This window comes from Pseudomonas sp. GD03903, assembly GCF_029840045.1.
In the GTDB taxonomy this organism is placed as follows: domain Bacteria; phylum Pseudomonadota; class Gammaproteobacteria; order Pseudomonadales; family Pseudomonadaceae; genus Pseudomonas; species Pseudomonas pseudonitroreducens.
Genome location: NZ_JAOCBT010000006.1, coordinates 120,330 through 138,605 on the forward strand (window position 1 = coordinate 120,330; position 18,276 = coordinate 138,605).

Annotated in this window: 15 protein-coding genes; 10 read left to right on the forward strand and 5 right to left on the reverse strand. The window is 66.5% G+C overall.

What is annotated here, in order from left to right:
• Nucleotides 1–180 precede the first annotated feature (180 nt).
• The 4 genes from N5C91_RS11470 to N5C91_RS11485 all read right to left on the reverse strand — a co-directional run bounded on the left by N5C91_RS11470 (nt 181) and on the right by N5C91_RS11485 (nt 4,588).
• A complete protein-coding gene (locus tag N5C91_RS11470; protein ID WP_236200491.1) occupies nt 181–468 on the reverse strand; it encodes a YceK/YidQ family lipoprotein in 288 nt (95 codons plus the stop codon).
• The gene (gene ubiX / locus N5C91_RS11475) at nt 458–1,087 is read right to left on the reverse strand and encodes a flavin prenyltransferase UbiX (RefSeq protein ID WP_017521701.1); all 630 of its coding nucleotides are present in this window, start codon (nt 1,085–1,087) and stop codon (nt 458–460) included. Before ubiX ends, N5C91_RS11470 begins: the two co-directional genes overlap by 11 nt.
• Before the next feature lie 2 nt (nt 1,088–1,089).
• Nucleotides 1,090–2,442, reverse strand: coding sequence for a UDP-N-acetylmuramate:L-alanyl-gamma-D-glutamyl-meso-diaminopimelate ligase (gene mpl / locus N5C91_RS11480; RefSeq protein WP_279829702.1), 1,353 nt, complete (start codon nt 2,440–2,442; stop codon nt 1,090–1,092).
• Between the two features lie 229 nt (nt 2,443–2,671).
• A complete protein-coding gene (locus N5C91_RS11485) occupies nt 2,672–4,588 on the reverse strand; it encodes a sigma-54-dependent Fis family transcriptional regulator (RefSeq protein ID WP_279829704.1) in 1,917 nt (638 codons plus the stop codon).
• Between the two features lie 325 nt (nt 4,589–4,913).
• Between N5C91_RS11485 and N5C91_RS11490 the strand changes: the two genes are divergently transcribed.
• Complete coding sequence (locus N5C91_RS11490; RefSeq protein WP_279829706.1) at nt 4,914–6,434, forward strand: aldehyde dehydrogenase; 1,521 nt, start codon at nt 4,914–4,916, stop codon at nt 6,432–6,434.
• A 320-nt stretch (nt 6,435–6,754) separates the two neighbouring features.
• Here the strand turns inward: N5C91_RS11490 and N5C91_RS11495 are convergent, their stop codons facing one another.
• The gene (locus N5C91_RS11495; RefSeq protein ID WP_236200494.1) at nt 6,755–7,807 is read right to left on the reverse strand and encodes an AraC family transcriptional regulator; all 1,053 of its coding nucleotides are present in this window, start codon (nt 7,805–7,807) and stop codon (nt 6,755–6,757) included.
• A 359-nt stretch (nt 7,808–8,166) separates the two neighbouring features.
• On the opposite strand from N5C91_RS11495, the gene eat reads away from it, so the two are divergent.
• The 9 genes from eat to N5C91_RS11540 all read left to right on the forward strand — a co-directional run bounded on the left by eat (nt 8,167) and on the right by N5C91_RS11540 (nt 18,239).
• Nucleotides 8,167–9,531 carry an ethanolamine permease gene (gene eat / locus N5C91_RS11500; protein ID WP_279829708.1) on the forward strand — a complete coding sequence of 455 codons (1,365 nt, stop codon included), beginning with the start codon at nt 8,167–8,169 and terminating at the stop codon, nt 9,529–9,531.
• An 11-nt stretch (nt 9,532–9,542) separates the two neighbouring features.
• On the forward strand, nt 9,543–10,937 hold the full coding sequence (locus N5C91_RS11505) for an ethanolamine ammonia-lyase subunit EutB (RefSeq protein ID WP_236200496.1): 1,395 nt from the start codon (nt 9,543–9,545) through the stop codon (nt 10,935–10,937).
• A gap of 25 nt (nt 10,938–10,962) precedes the next feature.
• A complete protein-coding gene (gene eutC, locus N5C91_RS11510; RefSeq protein ID WP_279829710.1) occupies nt 10,963–11,769 on the forward strand; it encodes an ethanolamine ammonia-lyase subunit EutC in 807 nt (268 codons plus the stop codon).
• 179 nt (nt 11,770–11,948) lie between these two features.
• Complete coding sequence (locus N5C91_RS11515; RefSeq protein ID WP_279829712.1) at nt 11,949–12,470, forward strand: GspH/FimT family pseudopilin; 522 nt, start codon at nt 11,949–11,951, stop codon at nt 12,468–12,470.
• A complete protein-coding gene (gene pilV / locus N5C91_RS11520; RefSeq protein WP_279829714.1) occupies nt 12,461–13,066 on the forward strand; it encodes a type IV pilus modification protein PilV in 606 nt (201 codons plus the stop codon). The genes N5C91_RS11515 and pilV overlap by 10 nt, the downstream gene beginning before the upstream one ends.
• Nucleotides 13,063–13,809, forward strand: a complete 747-nt coding sequence (locus tag N5C91_RS11525) for a prepilin-type N-terminal cleavage/methylation domain-containing protein (RefSeq protein WP_279829716.1) — start codon at nt 13,063–13,065, stop codon at nt 13,807–13,809. Before pilV ends, N5C91_RS11525 begins: the two co-directional genes overlap by 4 nt.
• The gene (locus N5C91_RS11530; protein ID WP_236200501.1) at nt 13,806–14,351 is read left to right on the forward strand and encodes a hypothetical protein; all 546 of its coding nucleotides are present in this window, start codon (nt 13,806–13,808) and stop codon (nt 14,349–14,351) included. Before N5C91_RS11525 ends, N5C91_RS11530 begins: the two co-directional genes overlap by 4 nt.
• Complete coding sequence (locus tag N5C91_RS11535) at nt 14,338–17,775, forward strand: PilC/PilY family type IV pilus protein (RefSeq protein ID WP_279829718.1); 3,438 nt, start codon at nt 14,338–14,340, stop codon at nt 17,773–17,775. The genes N5C91_RS11530 and N5C91_RS11535 overlap by 14 nt, the downstream gene beginning before the upstream one ends.
• The gene (locus N5C91_RS11540) at nt 17,772–18,239 is read left to right on the forward strand and encodes a type IV pilin protein (RefSeq protein WP_279829720.1); all 468 of its coding nucleotides are present in this window, start codon (nt 17,772–17,774) and stop codon (nt 18,237–18,239) included. The genes N5C91_RS11535 and N5C91_RS11540 overlap by 4 nt, the downstream gene beginning before the upstream one ends.
• Nucleotides 18,240–18,276: the final 37 nt, after the last annotated feature.

Consider the following 18,276-nt stretch of genomic DNA (forward strand, 5'->3'; position numbering starts at 1 on the left):
TTTGTAGGATGGCGTGGAGCGGAGCGATACCCATCAATCACACTGATGACCGCATGGGTATCGCTCCGCTCCACCCATCCTACGAGGTCTCACTCTGAACGCTCATCAGGGCAGCCTGCTCTGTCGGACGGATAACCTGGAGCAGGTTATCCGCCACTCCTCGCCCCTACCTGAACGGACTCAGTTCCCGCCCCACACCTGCAGGCCGATGCCCAGTTCCGCGGCGATCGACAGCGGCAGTAGCAACGTATCGAGCAACGCACTGCCGGGCAGGTCGAGGCCGGGATAGGCCGGCGCGTCAGTGCCGAAATGATCCTTCGGGCAGCAGCCGCCATTCAGCGAGTACCAGTCCAGCCGGGTGCCGGCGTAGATCAGCGGATCGCCAGGGCGGCTGTCATTGAGGGTATTCACGGTGGCACAACCGCCCAATTGCATCAGAAGCAGGGCGGCGAGGAGCTTATTCGTCACTGACAAGATGGTGTTCGCCCCAGCGCGGCAGCATGTCCTGGGGAATGCCCAGTTGGTTGAGGATGCGCGCCACGACGAAGTCGATCAGGTCGTCCACCGTCTGCGGCTGGTGATAGAAGCCCGGAGCAGCCGGCAGGATCACCGCGCCCATATTGGACAGCTTGAGCATGTTCTCCAGGTGGATGCTGGAGAACGGCGCCTCGCGCGGCACCAGGATCAGTTGGCGGCGCTCCTTCAGCGCCACGTCGGCGGCGCGCTCGATCAGGTTGTTGCAGGCGCCGGTGGCGATGGCCGAGAGCGTCCCCGTCGAGCAGGGCACCACCACCATCGCACTCGGCGCGCCGGAGCCGGAAGCCACCGGGGCCATCCAGTCTTCCTTGCCGTAGACGCGAATCTGCCCCGGCGCTGCGCCGGTGTACTCGCTGAGGAAGGCCTGCATCGCCTGCGGCTTGCTCGGCAGGGTCACGTCGGTCTCGGTGGCCACCACCAGTTGCGCGGCCTTGGAGATGAGGAAGTGCACCTCGCGGTCTTCCTGTACCAGGCAGTCGAGCAGACGCAGGCCGTACTGGGCGCCGGAGGCGCCGGTCATGGCAAGAGTGACGCGTTCGGCTCCCGCCATGCTCAGCCCTCCAGCGCCTGGGCCAGCTTGCCGTGCAGGCCGCCGAAACCGCCGTTGCTCATGACCACCACCTGGGTGCCCGGCGTGGCGATGGCCTTCACACCCTCGATGATGGCGTCCAGCGAATCGCACACTTGCGTGGGCACGGTGGAGCCGGCCACGGTGGCGGCCAGGTCCCAGCCGAGGTTCGGCGGGGCGTACCAGAACACGTTGTCGGCCTGCACCACGGATTCCGGCAGGCCGTCACGGTGGGCGCCGAGCTTCATCGAGTTGGAGCGCGGCTCGACCACGGCAATCACCTTGGCGTCGCCGACGCGCTTGCGCAGGCCGTCGAGGGTGGTGGCGATGGCGGTCGGGTGGTGGGCGAAGTCGTCGTAGATGGTCACGCCTTTGACTTCCGCGACCTTCTCCATCCGCCGCTTGACGCTCTTGAAGGCCGACAGCGCGGCGCAGCCCAGCTCCGGCACCACGCCGACATGGCGGGCCGCCGCGAGACAGGCCAGGGCGTTGGCGACGTTGTGCTGGCCGGTCAGTTCCCAGTCCACGGTGCCCTGGGGCTTGCCGTCGAACAGCACGTCGAAGCGCGAGCCGTCTTCACTGAGCAGGCGCGCCTGCCACTGGCCGCCTTCGCCGGTGGTCTGCACCGGGGTCCAGCAGCCCATGTCGAGCACGCGCTTGAGCGCGGTTTCGGCGGTGGGATGGATCACCAGGCCTTCACCGGGAATGGTCCGCACCAGATGGTGGAACTGCCGCTCGATGGCCGCGAGGTCGGGGAAAATGTCCGCGTGGTCGAATTCCAGGTTGTTGAGGATCGCCGTGCGCGGGTGGTAGTGGACGAACTTAGAGCGCTTGTCGAAGAAGGCGCTGTCGTACTCGTCGGCCTCGACCACGAAGAACGGCGTGCCGCCCAGGCGCGCGGAGACACCGAAGTTCTGCGGTACACCGCCGATCAGGAAGCCCGGGCTCATGCCGGCATGCTCCAGCACCCAGGCCAGCATGCTGCTGGTGGTGGTCTTGCCGTGGGTGCCGGCGGCCGCCAGCACCCAGCGGCCCTGCAGCACGTGGTCGGCCAGCCACTGCGGGCCGGACACGTAGGGCAGGCCCTTGTTCAGCACGTACTCCACCGCCGGGTTGCCGCGCGACAGCGCGTTGCCGATCACCACCAGGTCCGGTGCCGGCTCCAGGTGGGCGGGATCGTAGCCCTGCATCAGCTCGATGCCCTGGGCCTCCAGCTGGGTGCTCATGGGCGGGTAGACGCTGGCATCGGAGCCGGTCACGCGGTGGCCCAGCTCCTTCGCCAGCACGGCCAGCGAGCCCATGAAGGTGCCGCAGATGCCGAGGATGTGGATATGCATGCAGACTCCTGCAATCAAGCCTTTCCAGGCGCTTCGAATGGGCGGCAGAGTAGCACAGCGCGCCCCCGCGCGGCCCGCCGCCGGGGCATCAGACGACGAGGTGGGGAGGCGGTTCCCGGTGCGCAGCGAAAGCCGTCACAGGCGAGGACCGCAGGATGGGTGGAGCGAAGCGATACCCATGCTGTTTCGGCGCGCTGCCTTGATGGGTATCGCTGCGCTCCACGCCATCCTACGAAAGAGTTTTCCGGTTCAGGCCATGGCGATTGAGCTTGCGGTACAGCGTGTTGCGGCTGATGCCCAGCTGCTGCGCGGCGCGGCTGACGTGCCAGCGCTGCGCTTCCAGCACCGCCAGCAGCGCGTCGCGCTCGGCGGCGCCAAGGGTGTCGCCGCCCTCCTCGACTGTCGCCACCTCGACAACGGCAGGAGGCGAAACCCGGCGCAGGTCCGGCGGCAGGTCGGCCATCTGGATGCGTCCACCCTCGCACAACGCGCAGAGCGTGCGCAGCACGTTGCGCAGTTGGCGCACGTTGCCCGGCCAGGGGAAATCCAGCAGGTGCCGGCGCACGTCATCATCCAGGCGCACCGAGCGGCCCTTGCTCTCCTCGGCCAGCAAATGGTCGAGCAGCGCGCCACGGTCCTCGCGCTCACGCAGCGGCGGCAGCCCGACGACCAGGCCGTTGAGGCGATAGTAGAGGTCTTCACGGAACTGCCCGGCGGCCACCAGCGCCTCCAGGTTGCGGTGGCTGGCGCTGATCAGGCGGATATCCACATCCTGCGGCTCACCGCCGATGGGCACCACCTGGCGCTCTTCCAGCACGCGCAGCAGGCGGGTCTGCAGCGCCAGCGGCATGTCGCCGATCTCGTCGAGGAACAGCGTGCCGCCGTCGGCCTGCTGCAGCTTGCCGCGCATACCCTCCTTGCGCGCGCCGGTAAAGCTGCCGCCGCGGTAGCCAAACAGCTCGCTTTCGATAAGGGTCTCGGGGATCGCCGCGCAGTTCAGCGCAACGAAGCTCTTGCCGGCGCGCTCGCCGCCCAGGTGCACGGCGCGGGCAAAGGCTTCCTTGCCGGTGCCGGTCTCGCCCTGCAGCAGCAGCGGCACGTCGTGGGCGTAGACCTTCAGCGCTCGGCGGAAATCATGGGCCAGCTGCGGATCGTCGATGCATAACCCTTTCGCCAGCGGGGCGCGCGGCAGCACCGGCGCAGCGGCGATGGGACGCTGGCCCCGCAGCACGGCATACAAGGTGCGCCCGGCATGGGTACGCAGCGGCCAGCTGGCACTGGGCTGCGGGTCGGCGCGGCTGAACAGGTCGTCCAGCCGGCAATCGAAGAATTGCTCCAGGGAGCGCCCGATCAGGTTATCCCGGCGACTGCCGAGCAGGTTGATCGCGCTCTGGTTCGCCGCGTGGATGCGCCCGTCAGCGCCGAAGGCCAGCAGGCCTTCGCTGAACAGGCCGAGGCCGTCGGGTTGCAGGTGGAAGCGCAGCAGCCACTGGTCCTCGAAATGCCGCAGGAAGTAACAGCTTTCGATGGCCTTGGCCGACAGGTTGACCAACGCCATGGTGTGGAACTGGCTCTGCCGCGACACGTCACGACGCGCGGAGGAAACGTCGAGCACCGCCAGCAGTTCGCCCTGCGGGTCGAACACCGGGCTGGCCGAGCAGGTCAGCCCGGTGTGGCGGCTGCGGAAATGTTCGTCCTGGTGGATGGTCAGCGCCTGGCGCTCCACCAGGCAGGTGCCGATACCGTTGGTGCCCTCGCGCGCCTCGCTCCAGTCGGCGCCGAGCCACAGCCCGGCCTGCTCGAAGGTGCGGCGCTCGGCGGCTTCGCTGACGCAGTTGAGGATGACCCCGCGGGAATCGGTGAGCAGCACCGCATGGCCGGCGCCGGAGAGCTGCTGGTGCAGGCTGTTCATCTCGCCGCTGGCGATCTCCAGCACCTGGCGGTGGCGCTCGCGCACTTCGAGCATGCGCGCGTGTTCCAGCACGGCCGGCGCCATGGGCTGCGCCGGGTCGAGGTGGTACTGCTCCAGGCAGCGCATCCAGGAGCGGGCGATGGACGGGTCCGCACCGGGGGCTCCGGCGCGGGCCTTGCCCTCGGCCACGGTCATGACCTGGCGGGCGTGGCGGCTCAAATCGTTGGCGCGCATTGTTGTTGTTCTCCGCTTGGGGGACGGGGAGGCAGCCCCGGGTTCCAGCGAATTTCTGTCAGACAATTCGTCGGAACGCAGGACAGCATCCCCCACGCGCCAGCCCAATGCAACGCCCGGCCGACCGTCAGGTCACGACTGTCACGAATACGGGACAAAGTGTCACCTGGCACTGCCCCAGCCGCGTGACAGCGCGGCTTTCCGCGGCATTCCCGGCGACCCGCCCAGGCCATGCGCGGCGCGCCTTTCACTGGCATGGCCCGGCCCTTGCTCTACGCTTGTTCAACGTCCTCCCCAACAAGCACAAGACCCAGGAGATCCGACCATGCGTTATGCCCATCCCGGTAGCGAAGGCGCCATCGTTTCGTTCAAGGCGCGCTACGGCAACTACATCGGCGGCGAGTTCGTCCCGCCGGTTAAGGGTCAGTACTTCACCAATACCTCGCCGGTGAATGGCCAGCCCATCGCCGAATTCCCCCGCTCCACCGCCGAAGACATCGACAAGGCGCTGGACGCCGCCCATGCCGCCGCCGACGCCTGGGGCCGCACCTCGGTGCAGGACCGCTCGCTGGTGCTGCTGAAGATCGCCGACCGTATCGAACAGAACCTGGAACTGCTGGCCGTCACCGAGACCTGGGACAACGGCAAGCCGGTGCGCGAAACCCTCAACGCCGACATCCCGCTGGCTGCGGACCACTTCCGCTACTTCGCCGGCTGCATCCGCGCGCAGGAAGGGTCTGCTGCCGAGATCAACGACAGCACCGTTGCCTACCACATCCATGAACCGCTGGGCGTGGTCGGGCAGATCATCCCGTGGAACTTCCCGCTGCTGATGGCCGCGTGGAAACTCGCCCCGGCGCTGGCCGCCGGCAACTGCATCGTGCTCAAGCCGGCCGAGCAGACCCCGCTGGGCATCTGCGTGCTGATGGAGCTGATCGGCGACCTGCTGCCCAAGGGCGTGCTCAACGTCGTCCAGGGCTTCGGCAAGGAAGCCGGTGAAGTGCTGGCCACCAGCAAGCGCATCGCCAAGATCGCCTTCACCGGCTCCACGCCGGTGGGCTCGCACATCCTCAAGTGCGCCGCGGAGAACATCATCCCGTCCACCGTGGAACTGGGCGGCAAGAGCCCGAACATCTACTTCGAAGACATCATGCAGGCCGAGCCGACTTTCATCGAGAAGGCCGCCGAAGGCCTGGTGCTGGCCTTCTTCAACCAGGGCGAGGTGTGCACCTGCCCATCCCGCGCACTGGTGCAGGAGTCCATCTATCCGCAGTTCATGGACGTGGTGATGAAGAAGGTGAAGGCGATCAAGCGCGGCGACCCGCTGGACACCGACACCATGGTCGGCGCCCAGGCCTCGCAGCAGCAGTACGAGAAGATCCTCTCCTACCTCGACATCGCCCAGCAGGAAGGCGCGCAGATCCTGGTCGGTGGCTCGGTCGAGAAGCTCGATGGCAACCTCTCCACCGGCTATTACATCCAGCCGACGCTGCTCAAGGGCAGCAACAAGATGCGCGTGTTCCAGGAAGAAATCTTCGGCCCGGTGGTGGGCGTGACCACCTTCAAGGACGAAGCCGAAGCACTGGCGATCGCCAACGACACCGAGTACGGCCTGGGCGCCGGCGTCTGGACCCGCGATATCAACCGCGCCTACCGCATGGGTCGCGGCATCAAGGCCGGCCGCGTGTGGACCAACTGCTACCACCTGTACCCGGCGCACGCCGCCTTCGGCGGCTACAAGAAATCCGGCGTGGGCCGCGAGACCCACAAGATGATGCTCGACCACTACCAGCAGACCAAGAACCTGCTGGTGAGCTACGACATCAACCCGCTGGGCTTCTTCTGATCGCGCGCTGCTGATTGACCCCGCCCGGTGCGCCGGGCGGTCTCCCCCGAATCGATCTTTGCGCGGCCCACGGGCCGCGCTTTTTTATGCTCGGAAAAAGAGGCTTTCCGTAGGAGCGGACTCCGTCCGCGATGTGCAACCGGCCGGCTCGGCGTGGTGGGAAAATCGATCGCGGACAAAGTCCGCTCCTACGCAAGGTTCAAGCGCGAAGCGAAGCCTGTAGGAGCGAGCTTGCTCGCGAAACTGCCGAGCTAAAGAAACCGCCGGGGAATCCGTTCGCGAGCAAGAGCTAGGCGCCCCCTCGCTCCTACAAAAACGGCTCAATGCGCGTCGCTGCGCCACTGCCGCGGGCTCACGCCGAACCAGCGGCGGAAGGCGCGGGAGAAGGCGCTGGTCTCGGAGTAGCCGAGCAACGGCGCCAGCTCGGAAATTGGCCGCTGCGGCTGACGCAGATAATGCAGCGCCAGTTCGCGGCGGGTGTTTTCCACCAGTTGGCTGAAACTCAGCCCCGCTTCGCGCAAGCGCCGCTGCAAACCGGCAGTGGTGAGTTCCAGCTGCTCGGCGATGATCTCCAACGAAGGCTCGCCATCCGCCAGCGCCAGGCGAATCTGCGTGCCGGCGTCCTCCACCAGGTTGGGCGCACCGCCGTGCTCGCCCAGGCGACGGATCACGTCCTGCACCAGGAACAGCAGGTTGGCGTCACGCTCGGGCATCTGCCGGCCATGGAGGTCGCGCTTGGGAATCAGCATCGAGTTGCAGCCGCGCTGGAACAGCACCGGCGCGTCGAACACCCGGCCATGTTCCTGCCAGCTCTCTGGCCGCGCGTGTTCGAAGCTCACCGCACGCGGCGCCCATTCGGACCCGAGCGCGTGGCGCATGAGGTTCAGCGCCATGCCCAGGGTCAGCTCGGCATCCTGCCGGCGGTCGAGGATCGCGCCGTGGCGCACCTGGTAGTCGAAGCGATAGCACTCACCGCAATCCACCAGGCGGATCAGCGTGTCGTGCTGGTGATAGGGAAAGGCGGCGGCGAAGTTCTTCAGCGCGTCTTCCAGCGTCTCCGAGCACAGCCCGACATAGCCCAGCAGGCCCAGCTCACGAGGCAGGAACTGCTCGCCATAGCGCAGCCCGAAGTTGTCGCAACCCGACTGCCGCGCGGCCTCCTCAAGCACCTGGCAGTAGTTGGTCAGCGCCAGGCTCAGGGTGGGATGCAGCAGGCGTTCGGGGTCGATGCCGGCGCGGCCGAAGACGCGGTCGATGTCGCCACCCTGGTCGCCGATGAAGCGACCCAGGCCGCTGGCGGCGGCGGACAGCACGCCGATGTTGCTGGCCAGGGGCAGGCTCAGGCCGGACGGGGAAAACAGAGGCTGGCTCATGTCGATTACCGATCTTGTTTTGAGACACGCAGGGCACATGGCTCCCGGAAACAAGGGAACGAATAAACAAAGCAATTCCCGTGCCTCGCCATGCATTAGCGCTCAGCTGCATACGGCGCCGCGCCTGGCCTGCAGCTGCCACAGCGGGGGCAGTCAGGGCAAATCCGGCACCACAATCGGGCGCCGGGCGCGGTGTGGGGCGATGGGTAACAGCCAGTTGACCCTGCGCGGCGAAAGCCGGTTCCAGCGGTCAAGTCTTGCGCGGCAGCGCGCCACTACCATCGAGTCTCAGGTATCCGTCCACGCCCCTGCGACCCGCCATCTGCGGCCTATCCCTTGCGGAGAGAGGAATAACAACAATGAGCGCATCACAACTCAAACCAACGCTTGGCACCCTGCACCTCTGGGGGCTCGCCGTGGGCCTGGTGATCTCCGGCGAGTACTTCGGCTGGAGCTACGGCTGGGCCGCCGCCGGCACCCTGGGTTTCCTCGTCACCACGCTGATCGTCGCGGTGATGTACACCTGCTTCATCTTCAGCTACACCGAGCTGACCACCGCCATTCCTCATGCCGGCGGCCCCTTCGCCTACAGCCTGCGGGCCTTCGGCAAGACCGGCGGGATGGTCGCAGGCATCGCCACGCTGATCGAGTTCGTCTTCGCCCCGCCAGCCATCGCCATGGCCATCGGCGCCTACCTCAACGTGCAGTTCCCCGGCCTCGATCCGAAGTGGGCGGCCACCGGTGCCTATTTGATCTTCATGACCCTGAACATCCTCGGCGTCAGCATCGCCGCCACCTTCGAACTGGTGGTGACCGTGCTGGCGGTAGCCGAGCTGCTGGTGTTCATGGGCGTGGTCGCACCGGGCTTCAGCTTCAGCAATTTCGTGCTCAACGGCTGGGCCGGCTCGGACGTGTTCGGCGCCCCGGCCATGGCCGGCATCTTCGCCGCCATTCCGTTCGCCATCTGGTTCTTCCTCGCCATCGAGGGCGCCGCCATGGCTGCCGAAGAGGCCAAGGACCCGAAACGCACCATCCCGCGTGCCTACATCGCCGGTATCCTGACCCTGGTGACGCTGGCCATCGGCGTGATGATCTTCGCCGGCGGCGTGGGCGACTGGCGCGCGCTGTCGAACATCAATGACCCGCTGCCGCAGGCGATGAAGGCCGTAGTCGACAACAACTCCACCTGGATGCACATGCTGGTATGGATCGGCCTGTTCGGTCTGGTGGCGAGCTTCCACGGCATCATCCTCGGCTACTCGCGGCAGTTCTTCGCCCTCGCCCGTGCCGGCTTCCTGCCGCGCAGCCTGGCCAAGCTGTCGCGCTTCCAGACCCCGCACCGGGCGATTCTTGCCGGCGGCGCGGTGGGCATCGCGGCGATCTTCAGCGACAGCCTGATCAGCCTGCAGGGCATGACCCTGACTGCGGCGATGATCACCATGAGCGTGTTCGGCGCCATCGTCATGTACATCATGAGCATGTTCAGCCTGTTCAAGCTGCGCCGCAGCGAGCCGGACCTGGAGCGCAGCTTCCGCGCGCCGGGCTACCCGGTGGTGCCGGCCATTGCACTGGTGCTGGCGCTGGTCTGCCTGGCCGCGATGCTCTGGTTCAACAGCGTCATCGCCTCGGTATTCCTGGTGCTGATGATCGGCGGCTGCTCCTGCTGCAGCATCGTCATCAGCCTCAATCGCGGCACCGACGCATCGTTCGCCAGCCAGGGTTGAGGAGAAGCGCCATGTCCGGATTCGTCCACAGCGTCGGTGGCCAGACCTGGCGCTTCGACAGCCTGCGCGAGGTGATGGCCAAGGCCAGCCCGGCGCGTTCCGGCGACCGCCTGGCCGGGGTCGCCGCCGGCAGCGACGCCGAGCGCGTCGCCGCGCAGATGGCGCTGGCTGACATCCCGCTCAAGCACTTTCTCGACGAAGCGCTGATCCCCTACGAGAGCGACGAGGTCACCCGGCTGATCATCGATACCCACGACCGCCAGGCCTTTGCGCCGGTCAGCCACCTCACGGTGGGGGGCCTGCGCGACTGGCTGCTCGGCGATGCCGCCGACGAAACCAGCCTGCGCGCCCTGGCGCCGGGGCTGACGCCGGAAATGGCGGCGGCGGTGTCGAAAATCATGCGCGTGCAGGACCTGGTGCTGGTCGCGCAGAAGATCCGCGTGGTCACCCGCTTCCGCAACACCATGGGCCTGCGCGGGCGCATGTCCACGCGGCTGCAACCCAACCACCCCACGGACGACCCGGCCGGCATCGCCGCCAGCGTGCTCGACGGCCTGCTCTACGGCAACGGCGACGCCATGCTCGGCATCAACCCGGCCACCGACAGCCTGCAATCGATCTGCACGCTGCTGGAGATGCTCGACGCGATCATCCAGCGCTATGAGATCCCCACCCAGTCCTGCGTGCTCACCCACGTCACCAGCTCCATCGAGGCGATCAACCGCGGCGCACCGCTGGACCTGGTATTCCAGTCCATCGCCGGCACCGAAGCGGCCAACGCCAGCTTCGGCGTGAGCCTGTCGATCCTCAAGGAAGGCTACGAGGCCGGGCTGTCGCTCAAGCGCGGCACCCGGGGCGACAACCTCATGTACTTCGAGACCGGCCAGGGCAGCGCGCTGTCCGCCAACGCCCACCACGGCGTCGACCAGCAGACCTGCGAGACCCGCGCCTACGCGGTGGCGCGGCACTTCAAGCCGTTCCTGGTGAACACCGTGGTCGGCTTCATCGGCCCGGAGTACCTGTACAACGGCAAGCAGATCATCCGCGCCGGCCTGGAAGACCACTTCTGCGCCAAGCTGCTCGGCGTGCCCATGGGCTGCGACATCTGCTACACCAACCACGCCGAGGCCGACCAGGACGACATGGACATGCTCCTGACCCTGCTGGGCGTGGCCGGCATCAACTTCATCATGGGCATCCCCGGTTCCGACGACGTGATGCTCAATTACCAGACCACCTCGTTCCACGACGCGCTCTACGCGCGCCAGACACTGGGCCTGAAACCGGCACCGGAATTCGAGGCATGGCTGGCGCGCATGGATATCCTCCGCCAGCAGGACGGCCGCGTGCACATGGCCAGCCAGCTGCCCGGCGCCTTCCGCCACGCGCTCGCGCAACTGTCATGAAGACCATTCGCCAGAGGAGTTTTCGATGAGCGATAGCTTCACCCCCAACCCCTGGCAGGAACTGCGCCGCCTGACCGCCGCGCGCATCGCCCTGGGCCGAGCCGGCACCAGCCTGCCGACCGGCGCGCAACTGGATTTCCAGTTCGCCCACGCCCAGGCGCGCGACGCCGTGCACCTGCCCTTCGACCGCGATGGTCTCGCCGCGCAACTGGCAGAACGCGGCCGCGAGACACTGCTGCTGCACAGCGCCGCCGCCGACCGCGACACCTACCTGCAACGCCCCGATCTCGGCCGCCGCCTGAACGAGGAATCGGTAGCGATCCTGCGCCGCCATGCCGACCGCCATCCGCAAGGCTACGACCTCGCCGTGGTGATCGCCGACGGCCTTTCCTCGCTGGCCGTGCAACGCCACAGCCTGCCTTTTCTCGAACGCATGGAGGAACAGGCGCGCAACGAAGGCTGGAGCCTGTCGCCGATCGCACTGGTGCAACAGGGCCGCGTCGCCGTCGCCGACGAAGTCGCCGAGCTGCTACGGGCGAAGATGGTGGTCATCCTGATTGGCGAGCGCCCTGGCCTGTCATCACCGGACAGCCTCGGCCTGTACTTCACCTGGGCGCCGAAGGTCGGCCTGAACGACGCCTACCGCAACTGCATCTCCAACGTGCGCCTGGAAGGTCTGAGCTACGGCCTGGCCACGCACCGCCTGCTCTACCTGATGCGCGAGGCGTGCTGCCGGCAGTTGTCGGGAGTGAACCTGAAGGACGAAGCGGAAGTTCCGGTTCTGGAAGGCGAAGACACGCCGTCACGCGGCAACTTCCTCATCAGCGGCTGAGTACGCCCGACACGCTCCGAGGCTCGCGCGACCACATGCCGCGCACTCGGAAGCGGTCTTTAAGATTTGTCTTAAATCGCCCCTCCCGTTCGTCGCGATAAAAACCAAGCCATCACGCACCGTGCCTCGGGCACGCAGGGAAGCGCCGATCCGCCGCGCTTCGTATCGATGGCGAACAGATGGATTCAGCGAACACTCTCCGGCTCATCACGCCGGCCACCATCAGGCGCACCCAGCACGGGTTCACCCTGGTCGAGACCCTGGTCACCATCGCGATTCTGGCAATCCTGCTGGGTATCGCGGTGCCCTCCTTCGACCTGTTGACCAACCGCAACCGCGCACAAAGCACCGCCAAGCAATTGCTCGCGGTGCTGCAGTACGCCCGCGCGCAGGCGCAGATCGGCCGCCAGCCGGTACACGTCAAGCCACAAACCGAGGGTGACTGGACGTCGCCACTACTGGTCACCCGGTTACGCGGCGGCGAGCTGAGCGGACATCGGGAGATCGAACTGCGCAGGAATCGGCTCGACGACTCGGGAAAACTGCTCATCGCTCAGGAGAAGGCCGCCACCGTAGCGTTCGACGGCAATGGCATCGCCATGGGCGAAGGCGATTTCCCCCGGGTGTTCACCCTCACCGCGGGCAGCTACGTGAGCAAGATCTGCCTGCAACGCAGCGGCGTGGCGAACTCATGCGACTGACCGACTTGGCGCGCGCGAACGAACAGGGGTTCTATCTGATCGAGGTCATGGTCGCGGTGATGCTCACCAGCGTCGCCCTGCTTGGCATGCTTGCCTTGCAGAGCCGCAGCATCGCCTACAGCCATGACAGCCAACAGCGACAGAATGCGATCCTGCTCGCCGCGGACCTTGCCCGGAGCATCCAGGCCAACCGCGAATCGCTGGTCAGCAAAGGCAAGCTCAAGACCGATTCCGCCTACCTGGTGGCCGCCGGCAGCACCTTCCCCAGCCTGGGCAGTGGCGAGAGCTGCTCGACCAGCGGGCTGGGACGCGCCGACAAGGCCCAGCGCGAACTTGCCTGCTGGGCCGCGCAGGTGCGGCTCAAGCTCAATACCGACGATACCCTGCTGAGCGATTCCACGTTCATCTGCCCCACCCGCGACGGTCGGACCTGCGCTGCAGGCTCGCTCCAGCCGCTGCTGCTGGTGCAGTTGGCCTGGCACAGCCGCAACTGCCAGGCGGGCAGCCCGACGACCGTCGACGATGCCAGCGCTGCCTGCCTGTCGGGCAGCGACAAGGGCGGCATCGAGCGCTATCGCCTGAGTTTCCAGCCATGAACCTGCGCCGGGAGTCGGGCCTGTCCCTGATCGAACTGATGGTCGCCATCGCACTGAGTGTCGTGGTCCTGCTGGGCGTCCTGCAGGTCTACCTGTCCGGCAGCGACCACGCCGCGTTCAACCATGCCCAGCAACAGAACCAGGCCAACGCCCGCTTCATCCTCAGTCTGTTGCAGCGTGAAAGCGGCCATGCCGGCTACAGCGCCTGGGAGCGCCACGTCTCGGCTGACGACGACCAGCAGTACGACTTCGTCATCGACCGCGAGGCCCCCTTCCCGAGCCTCACCGACACGGCCACCGGCTGCGTGTTCAATGCCGGGCAGGTCGCCAGCCTCGACGCCGGGGGCCGGGGAATCTGCCTGCGCTACCAGCGCGCTCAACGCGACGATGCGCAGATCCACCAGGACTGCACCGGCGGCGCGCTCTACGGCGATGACGACAGCGCCACGCCACAGACGCTGGTCAGCCATCTTCGGCTGTCCAACGGTGAGTTGCTGTGCAAGACCAACAACCCGCGGTCTGCCGGCGAGATCGCCCTGGCTGGCGGCATCCATGACCTGATGTTCGCCGTTGGCTCGACCAACCAGATTCGCGCCGGCCTGGTGCTCACCTCGACCCGTGCCTTGCTGCCGGAGAACTGCACCTACCAGGACCCACTGAATACCGCCACGAACAAAAGCACCGACACACGCGGCCTGTGCAGCGCCTTCGCGCAGACGCTCTACCTGAGGAACCAGCCATGAACCGACAACGCGGTCAGATATTGCTGGTCGCCCTGATACTGCTGCTGGGGTTGAGCATTCTCACCCTGGGCAACCTGCGCAGCGGCATGCTGCTGGACAACACCCTGGCCGAATCGCGGGACTTCCAGGCAGCGCAGGGCGGTGCCGGCTCGGCAATCAGCGAGGCACTGGACCGGACGCGCTACAGCCAGTCGATGGCGGTCGGCGACACCGCTACCTGCGCCAGCACCCAGCAGGATCAGCAGCAAGTGCTGCTCTGCGACCGGCTCTGGCTGGAGCCTGGCAACTCCGACAGCGCGGCGCTGCTCACCCAGGCACGCACTTACCAGGGCAACAACCTCGGAGCGCCCGATCAGTTGGCAGAGCTGAGCAGCGCGCCACGCTGGTATGTCGCGGCACAGTGCGAGAGCCGCTCCTCCAGCGCCTTGGCCGATTGCCTGGCGGGCAACGGTACGTTGCTGCTGCAGATGAACGCCCTCGCCACCGGCATCACCGACCAGGCCCTGGTCCGGCTTCAGGAGTACGCCCGTGTCCAACGCTGACTCGATCCTCTGGCCGGCATGGCGTGGGGCTGTCCTCGGCGTTGCCCTGGTGCTTGCCAGTGGCCCCGGCTGGAGCGCGTCGCCCAGTCAGGCGCCACTGTTCCTGGTCGAAGGCGTGTCGCCCAACCTGATCGTCACCCTCGACGATTCCGGCAGCATGACCAGCGCCTATACGCCCGACGGCATGAGCTCCTACACCATCGCCAACCGTTCCTCGTCGTACAACCCGATGTACTACAACCCGGCGATCACCTATGAAGCGCCCTGGAAGGTCACCTTCAGCGGCGGCCGGCTGCTCAGCGAGCGCTACACCACGTCGTTCGACAAGGCGTTCTACGACGGCTTCCTCACCATCCAGACCGGGACGCTGGACCTGAACAAGTACACCGGCAACGGTTACGGGCAGAACTCGATCCAGACGGTCAACACCACCGACAGCTACAAGCAGTACGCCCACTACTACCAGTTCGACGCTGCCTGTCCGCATGCCCGCAACACCGCCACCAGCACGCTCAGCGCGGTACAGAACTGCGCCGCCGACTCCTCGTACAGCAACGCCAACGCTTGCACCAAGAGCTGCTTCGCGCCGCGCTGGGTCAGCACGGCAGAGGAAAAGCAGAACTACGCCAACTGGTTTTCCTTCTACCGCACCCGTCAGCTCGCCACGCGCACTGCCGCCAACCTGGCACTGTTCGACCTGCCCGATCACATCCGTGTCACCTGGCAAGCCCTGAACAGCTGCTACAGCACCAACTTCAACCAGAGCTCCACGGCCTGCGGCAACCAGACGCTGGCCGCCTTCGCCAACCAGCACAAGGCGGACTTCTTCAACTTCACCAGCCGCCTGGCCGCCAGTGGCGGAACGCCGCTGGGCACCGCGCAGAACCGGGTCAACAGCTACCTGGGCAACACCACCGCCTACAACCCCTATGCCCGTGCGCCGGGCAGCACGCGCGACGTCAAGACCGAGTACGCCTGCCGTCCCACCTACCACCTGCTGATGACCGATGGCTTCGGTGATGGCTCCGGTGGCAGCAACGCCGACGGCACCACTCGCACGCTGCCGGACGGCAAATCCTTCGCCGCCCAGGCGCCCTACTACGACAAGTGGTCCAATACGCTGGCCGACAACATCTTCATCGGCTGGGCCACCGATGCGCGCACCGACCTGGATAACAAGGTCCCGCCGCGTTACCGCGAGGGCAACGACTACTGGAATCCGAAGAACGACCCCGCCACCTGGCAGCACGTCACTACCTATACCGTGGGGCTCGGCCTGGGCCCCACGTTGAAGTACCTGCAATGGGACGGCGACACCTACTCGGGCTCCTACGCGCAATTGCTCGACGGCCGCAAGAGCTGGCCCAACCCCAGCGGCAGCACCAGCCTGGACGGCATGACGGTGACCGCCAACGAGGGCAAGGTGGCGGCGCTCTGGCATGGGGCGCTGAACTCGCGCGGAGAGTTTTTCAGCGCCGACTCCACCAACGAACTGGTGCAGGCGTTCCAGGCCATCGTCAGCAGCATCTCCAGCGGCCAGCTGGCGGTCGCGGCGGCGGGTGCCAGCTCCACGTCGCTGAACACCGACACCTTCCTGTACCGCGCCAGCTACCAGTCCACCGACTGGAGCGGGGACATCCTGCAATACCGCCTGGATGCCAGCGGCAACGCCCAGGCGAACACGGCCCTGTCGTTCCGCAACCTGCTGAACCAGCGCTCACCCGGTAGCCGGAAGATCTACGCCAACACCGCGCCAGACAATGTCCAAGGCAAGCTGCAGGCGTTCACCTGGGACAACCTCGACGCCTCCCAGCAGGCTCTTCTCAACGCCGCCCCGGGCACCCACCGCGACGATCAGCTGGGACAGCAACGGGTGGCCTGGCTGCGCGGGGATCGCAGCGACGAAGGTTCGATCTTCCGCGCACGCAATCACCTGCTGGGCGACATCATCTACTCCTCACCAGTCGTCGTCGGTCCTCCGGGTGCCGTCACCTACTACCTGGAGAAGGCCGCTGGCGCCACCGGTTACGAGGCCTTCCGCAAGGAACAGGCGTCCCGCAAGAAGCGCCTCTACGTCGGCGCCAACGACGGCATGCTGCACGCCTTCGATGAAACCGGCGGGGAACAGTGGGCGTTCATTCCCGCGGCGGTGTTCGACAAGCTCAACTACCTGTCCTCCCCCGACTATGCGGCCCGCTCCGAGGAGGAAAACACCAACAGCCTGCACCGCTTCTACGTCGACGGCAGCGCCGTCACCCGCGACGTCTACTTCGACGGGCAGTGGCGCACCGTCCTGGTGCTGGCCCCCGGGCGCGGCGGGCGCGGCCTGTTCGCCCTCGACATCACCGACGCGGACGCTCCCAAGCTGCTCTGGGAGCACGCCACCAAGGTGAACAGCCACGACGGCAAGGAAGTCGAGTTCGGCTACCTGCTCGATCGCCCGGTCATCACCTTCTCCGGTGGCGTTCCCTACGTGCTGACGGGCAACGGCTACGGGGCCGCCAAAGGCTACTCCCTGTCGATTCGCCTGGAGGACGGCCGGATCACCACCGCCAGCCAATCAGCCGCCGGTGACGGCGAGTTGGGCGGCACGGTCGCCTGGACCCTCGCATCCAGCCCCGGCGAGCTCGCACAGCGCTACTACGGCAGCCTGCAGGGACAGCTCTATCGACAATCCGCCCTGGACACCGGGTCCGGCCTGCTGAGCAGCATACCGGCCTCGCGCAGCCAGCCGCTGAGTGCTCTCGCCGAAGTCACCCAGCACCCTCGCGGCGGGCAACTGGTGATCGCCGGCACCGGCAAGTACTTCGAAGGCAGCGACAAGGAAGGCTCCGCCGACCGGCAGTCGCTGTATGGCTTCTGGGACCAGACCGATTACCTCGCCCATGTCGACGGCGCCGGCAGCCCGGCAGTGCTGAGCAAGCTGGCCGACCTGCAACGCCAGACCCTGAGCGAGGAAACCGTCAACCACAGCGGCGGTAGCACCCGAGTCCGTCAACTGAGCAGCGAGCGCGTCGCCTGGGACAGCAGCGGCAAGCGCGGCGTCGGTATCCGCGGCTGGTATTTCGATCTGGCGGACAGCGAGATGATTCTCGACCAACCGTTCATGCTCGGCGACGTGCTCTTCGTCACTGTCAGCCAACCCAACGCCGATCCCTGCAGTGCGGGCATCACCTACTGGCTCCTGGCGGTCGATCCGAAGACCGGCGGCGCCCTGAACTTCAACGTGTTCGACCTGGCGGGCGACGGCACCTACAGCGAAACCGCCAGCGGCATCCAGATCGACGGGCCGGTGACGCGCATCGGCGACAACCTCTATACCCCCGCGGGCAACCGCATCCCCGTGCAGTTGTTCGACCCGCAGAACCAGGGACGCTTCAACTGGCGGATCATGAACTTCAACCTGCCCACGAGTTATCCATGAACCCCCGGCAGACACGGCGCGTAGCGCTTTCAAGTTCAAGCCGGCCCAGCGGCTTCACCCTGATCGAGATGATGGTGGTGCTCTGCATCCTCGCCCTGTTGGCCGGCATCGCCATCCCCACCTACCGGCAGTACGTCCTGCGCGCCAACCGCAGCGAAGCCCAGACACTCCTGCGCGATGCCGCCGCGCAACAGGAGCGTTACCTGGCGCAGTACAGCAAATACACCGACACGCCCGCGAAACTGGCCTTCACCTACCCACTCGCCAGCGACGGCAAGCGCTACTCCACGCGCCAGCTCTACCAACTGGCGATCGAGTACGTGGACGGCAACACCCGCAGCTACCGCTTGAGCGCCATGCGCCATGGCGTTCAGCAGAGCGACAGCGAGTGCGGCGACTTCACTCTCGACCACCAGGGCCAGCGCGGCACCAGCGCCGGCAGCGTGGATAGCTGCTGGCGCTGATCAAACGCTCGCTTGGATTGCGCTTTCCACAAATTCT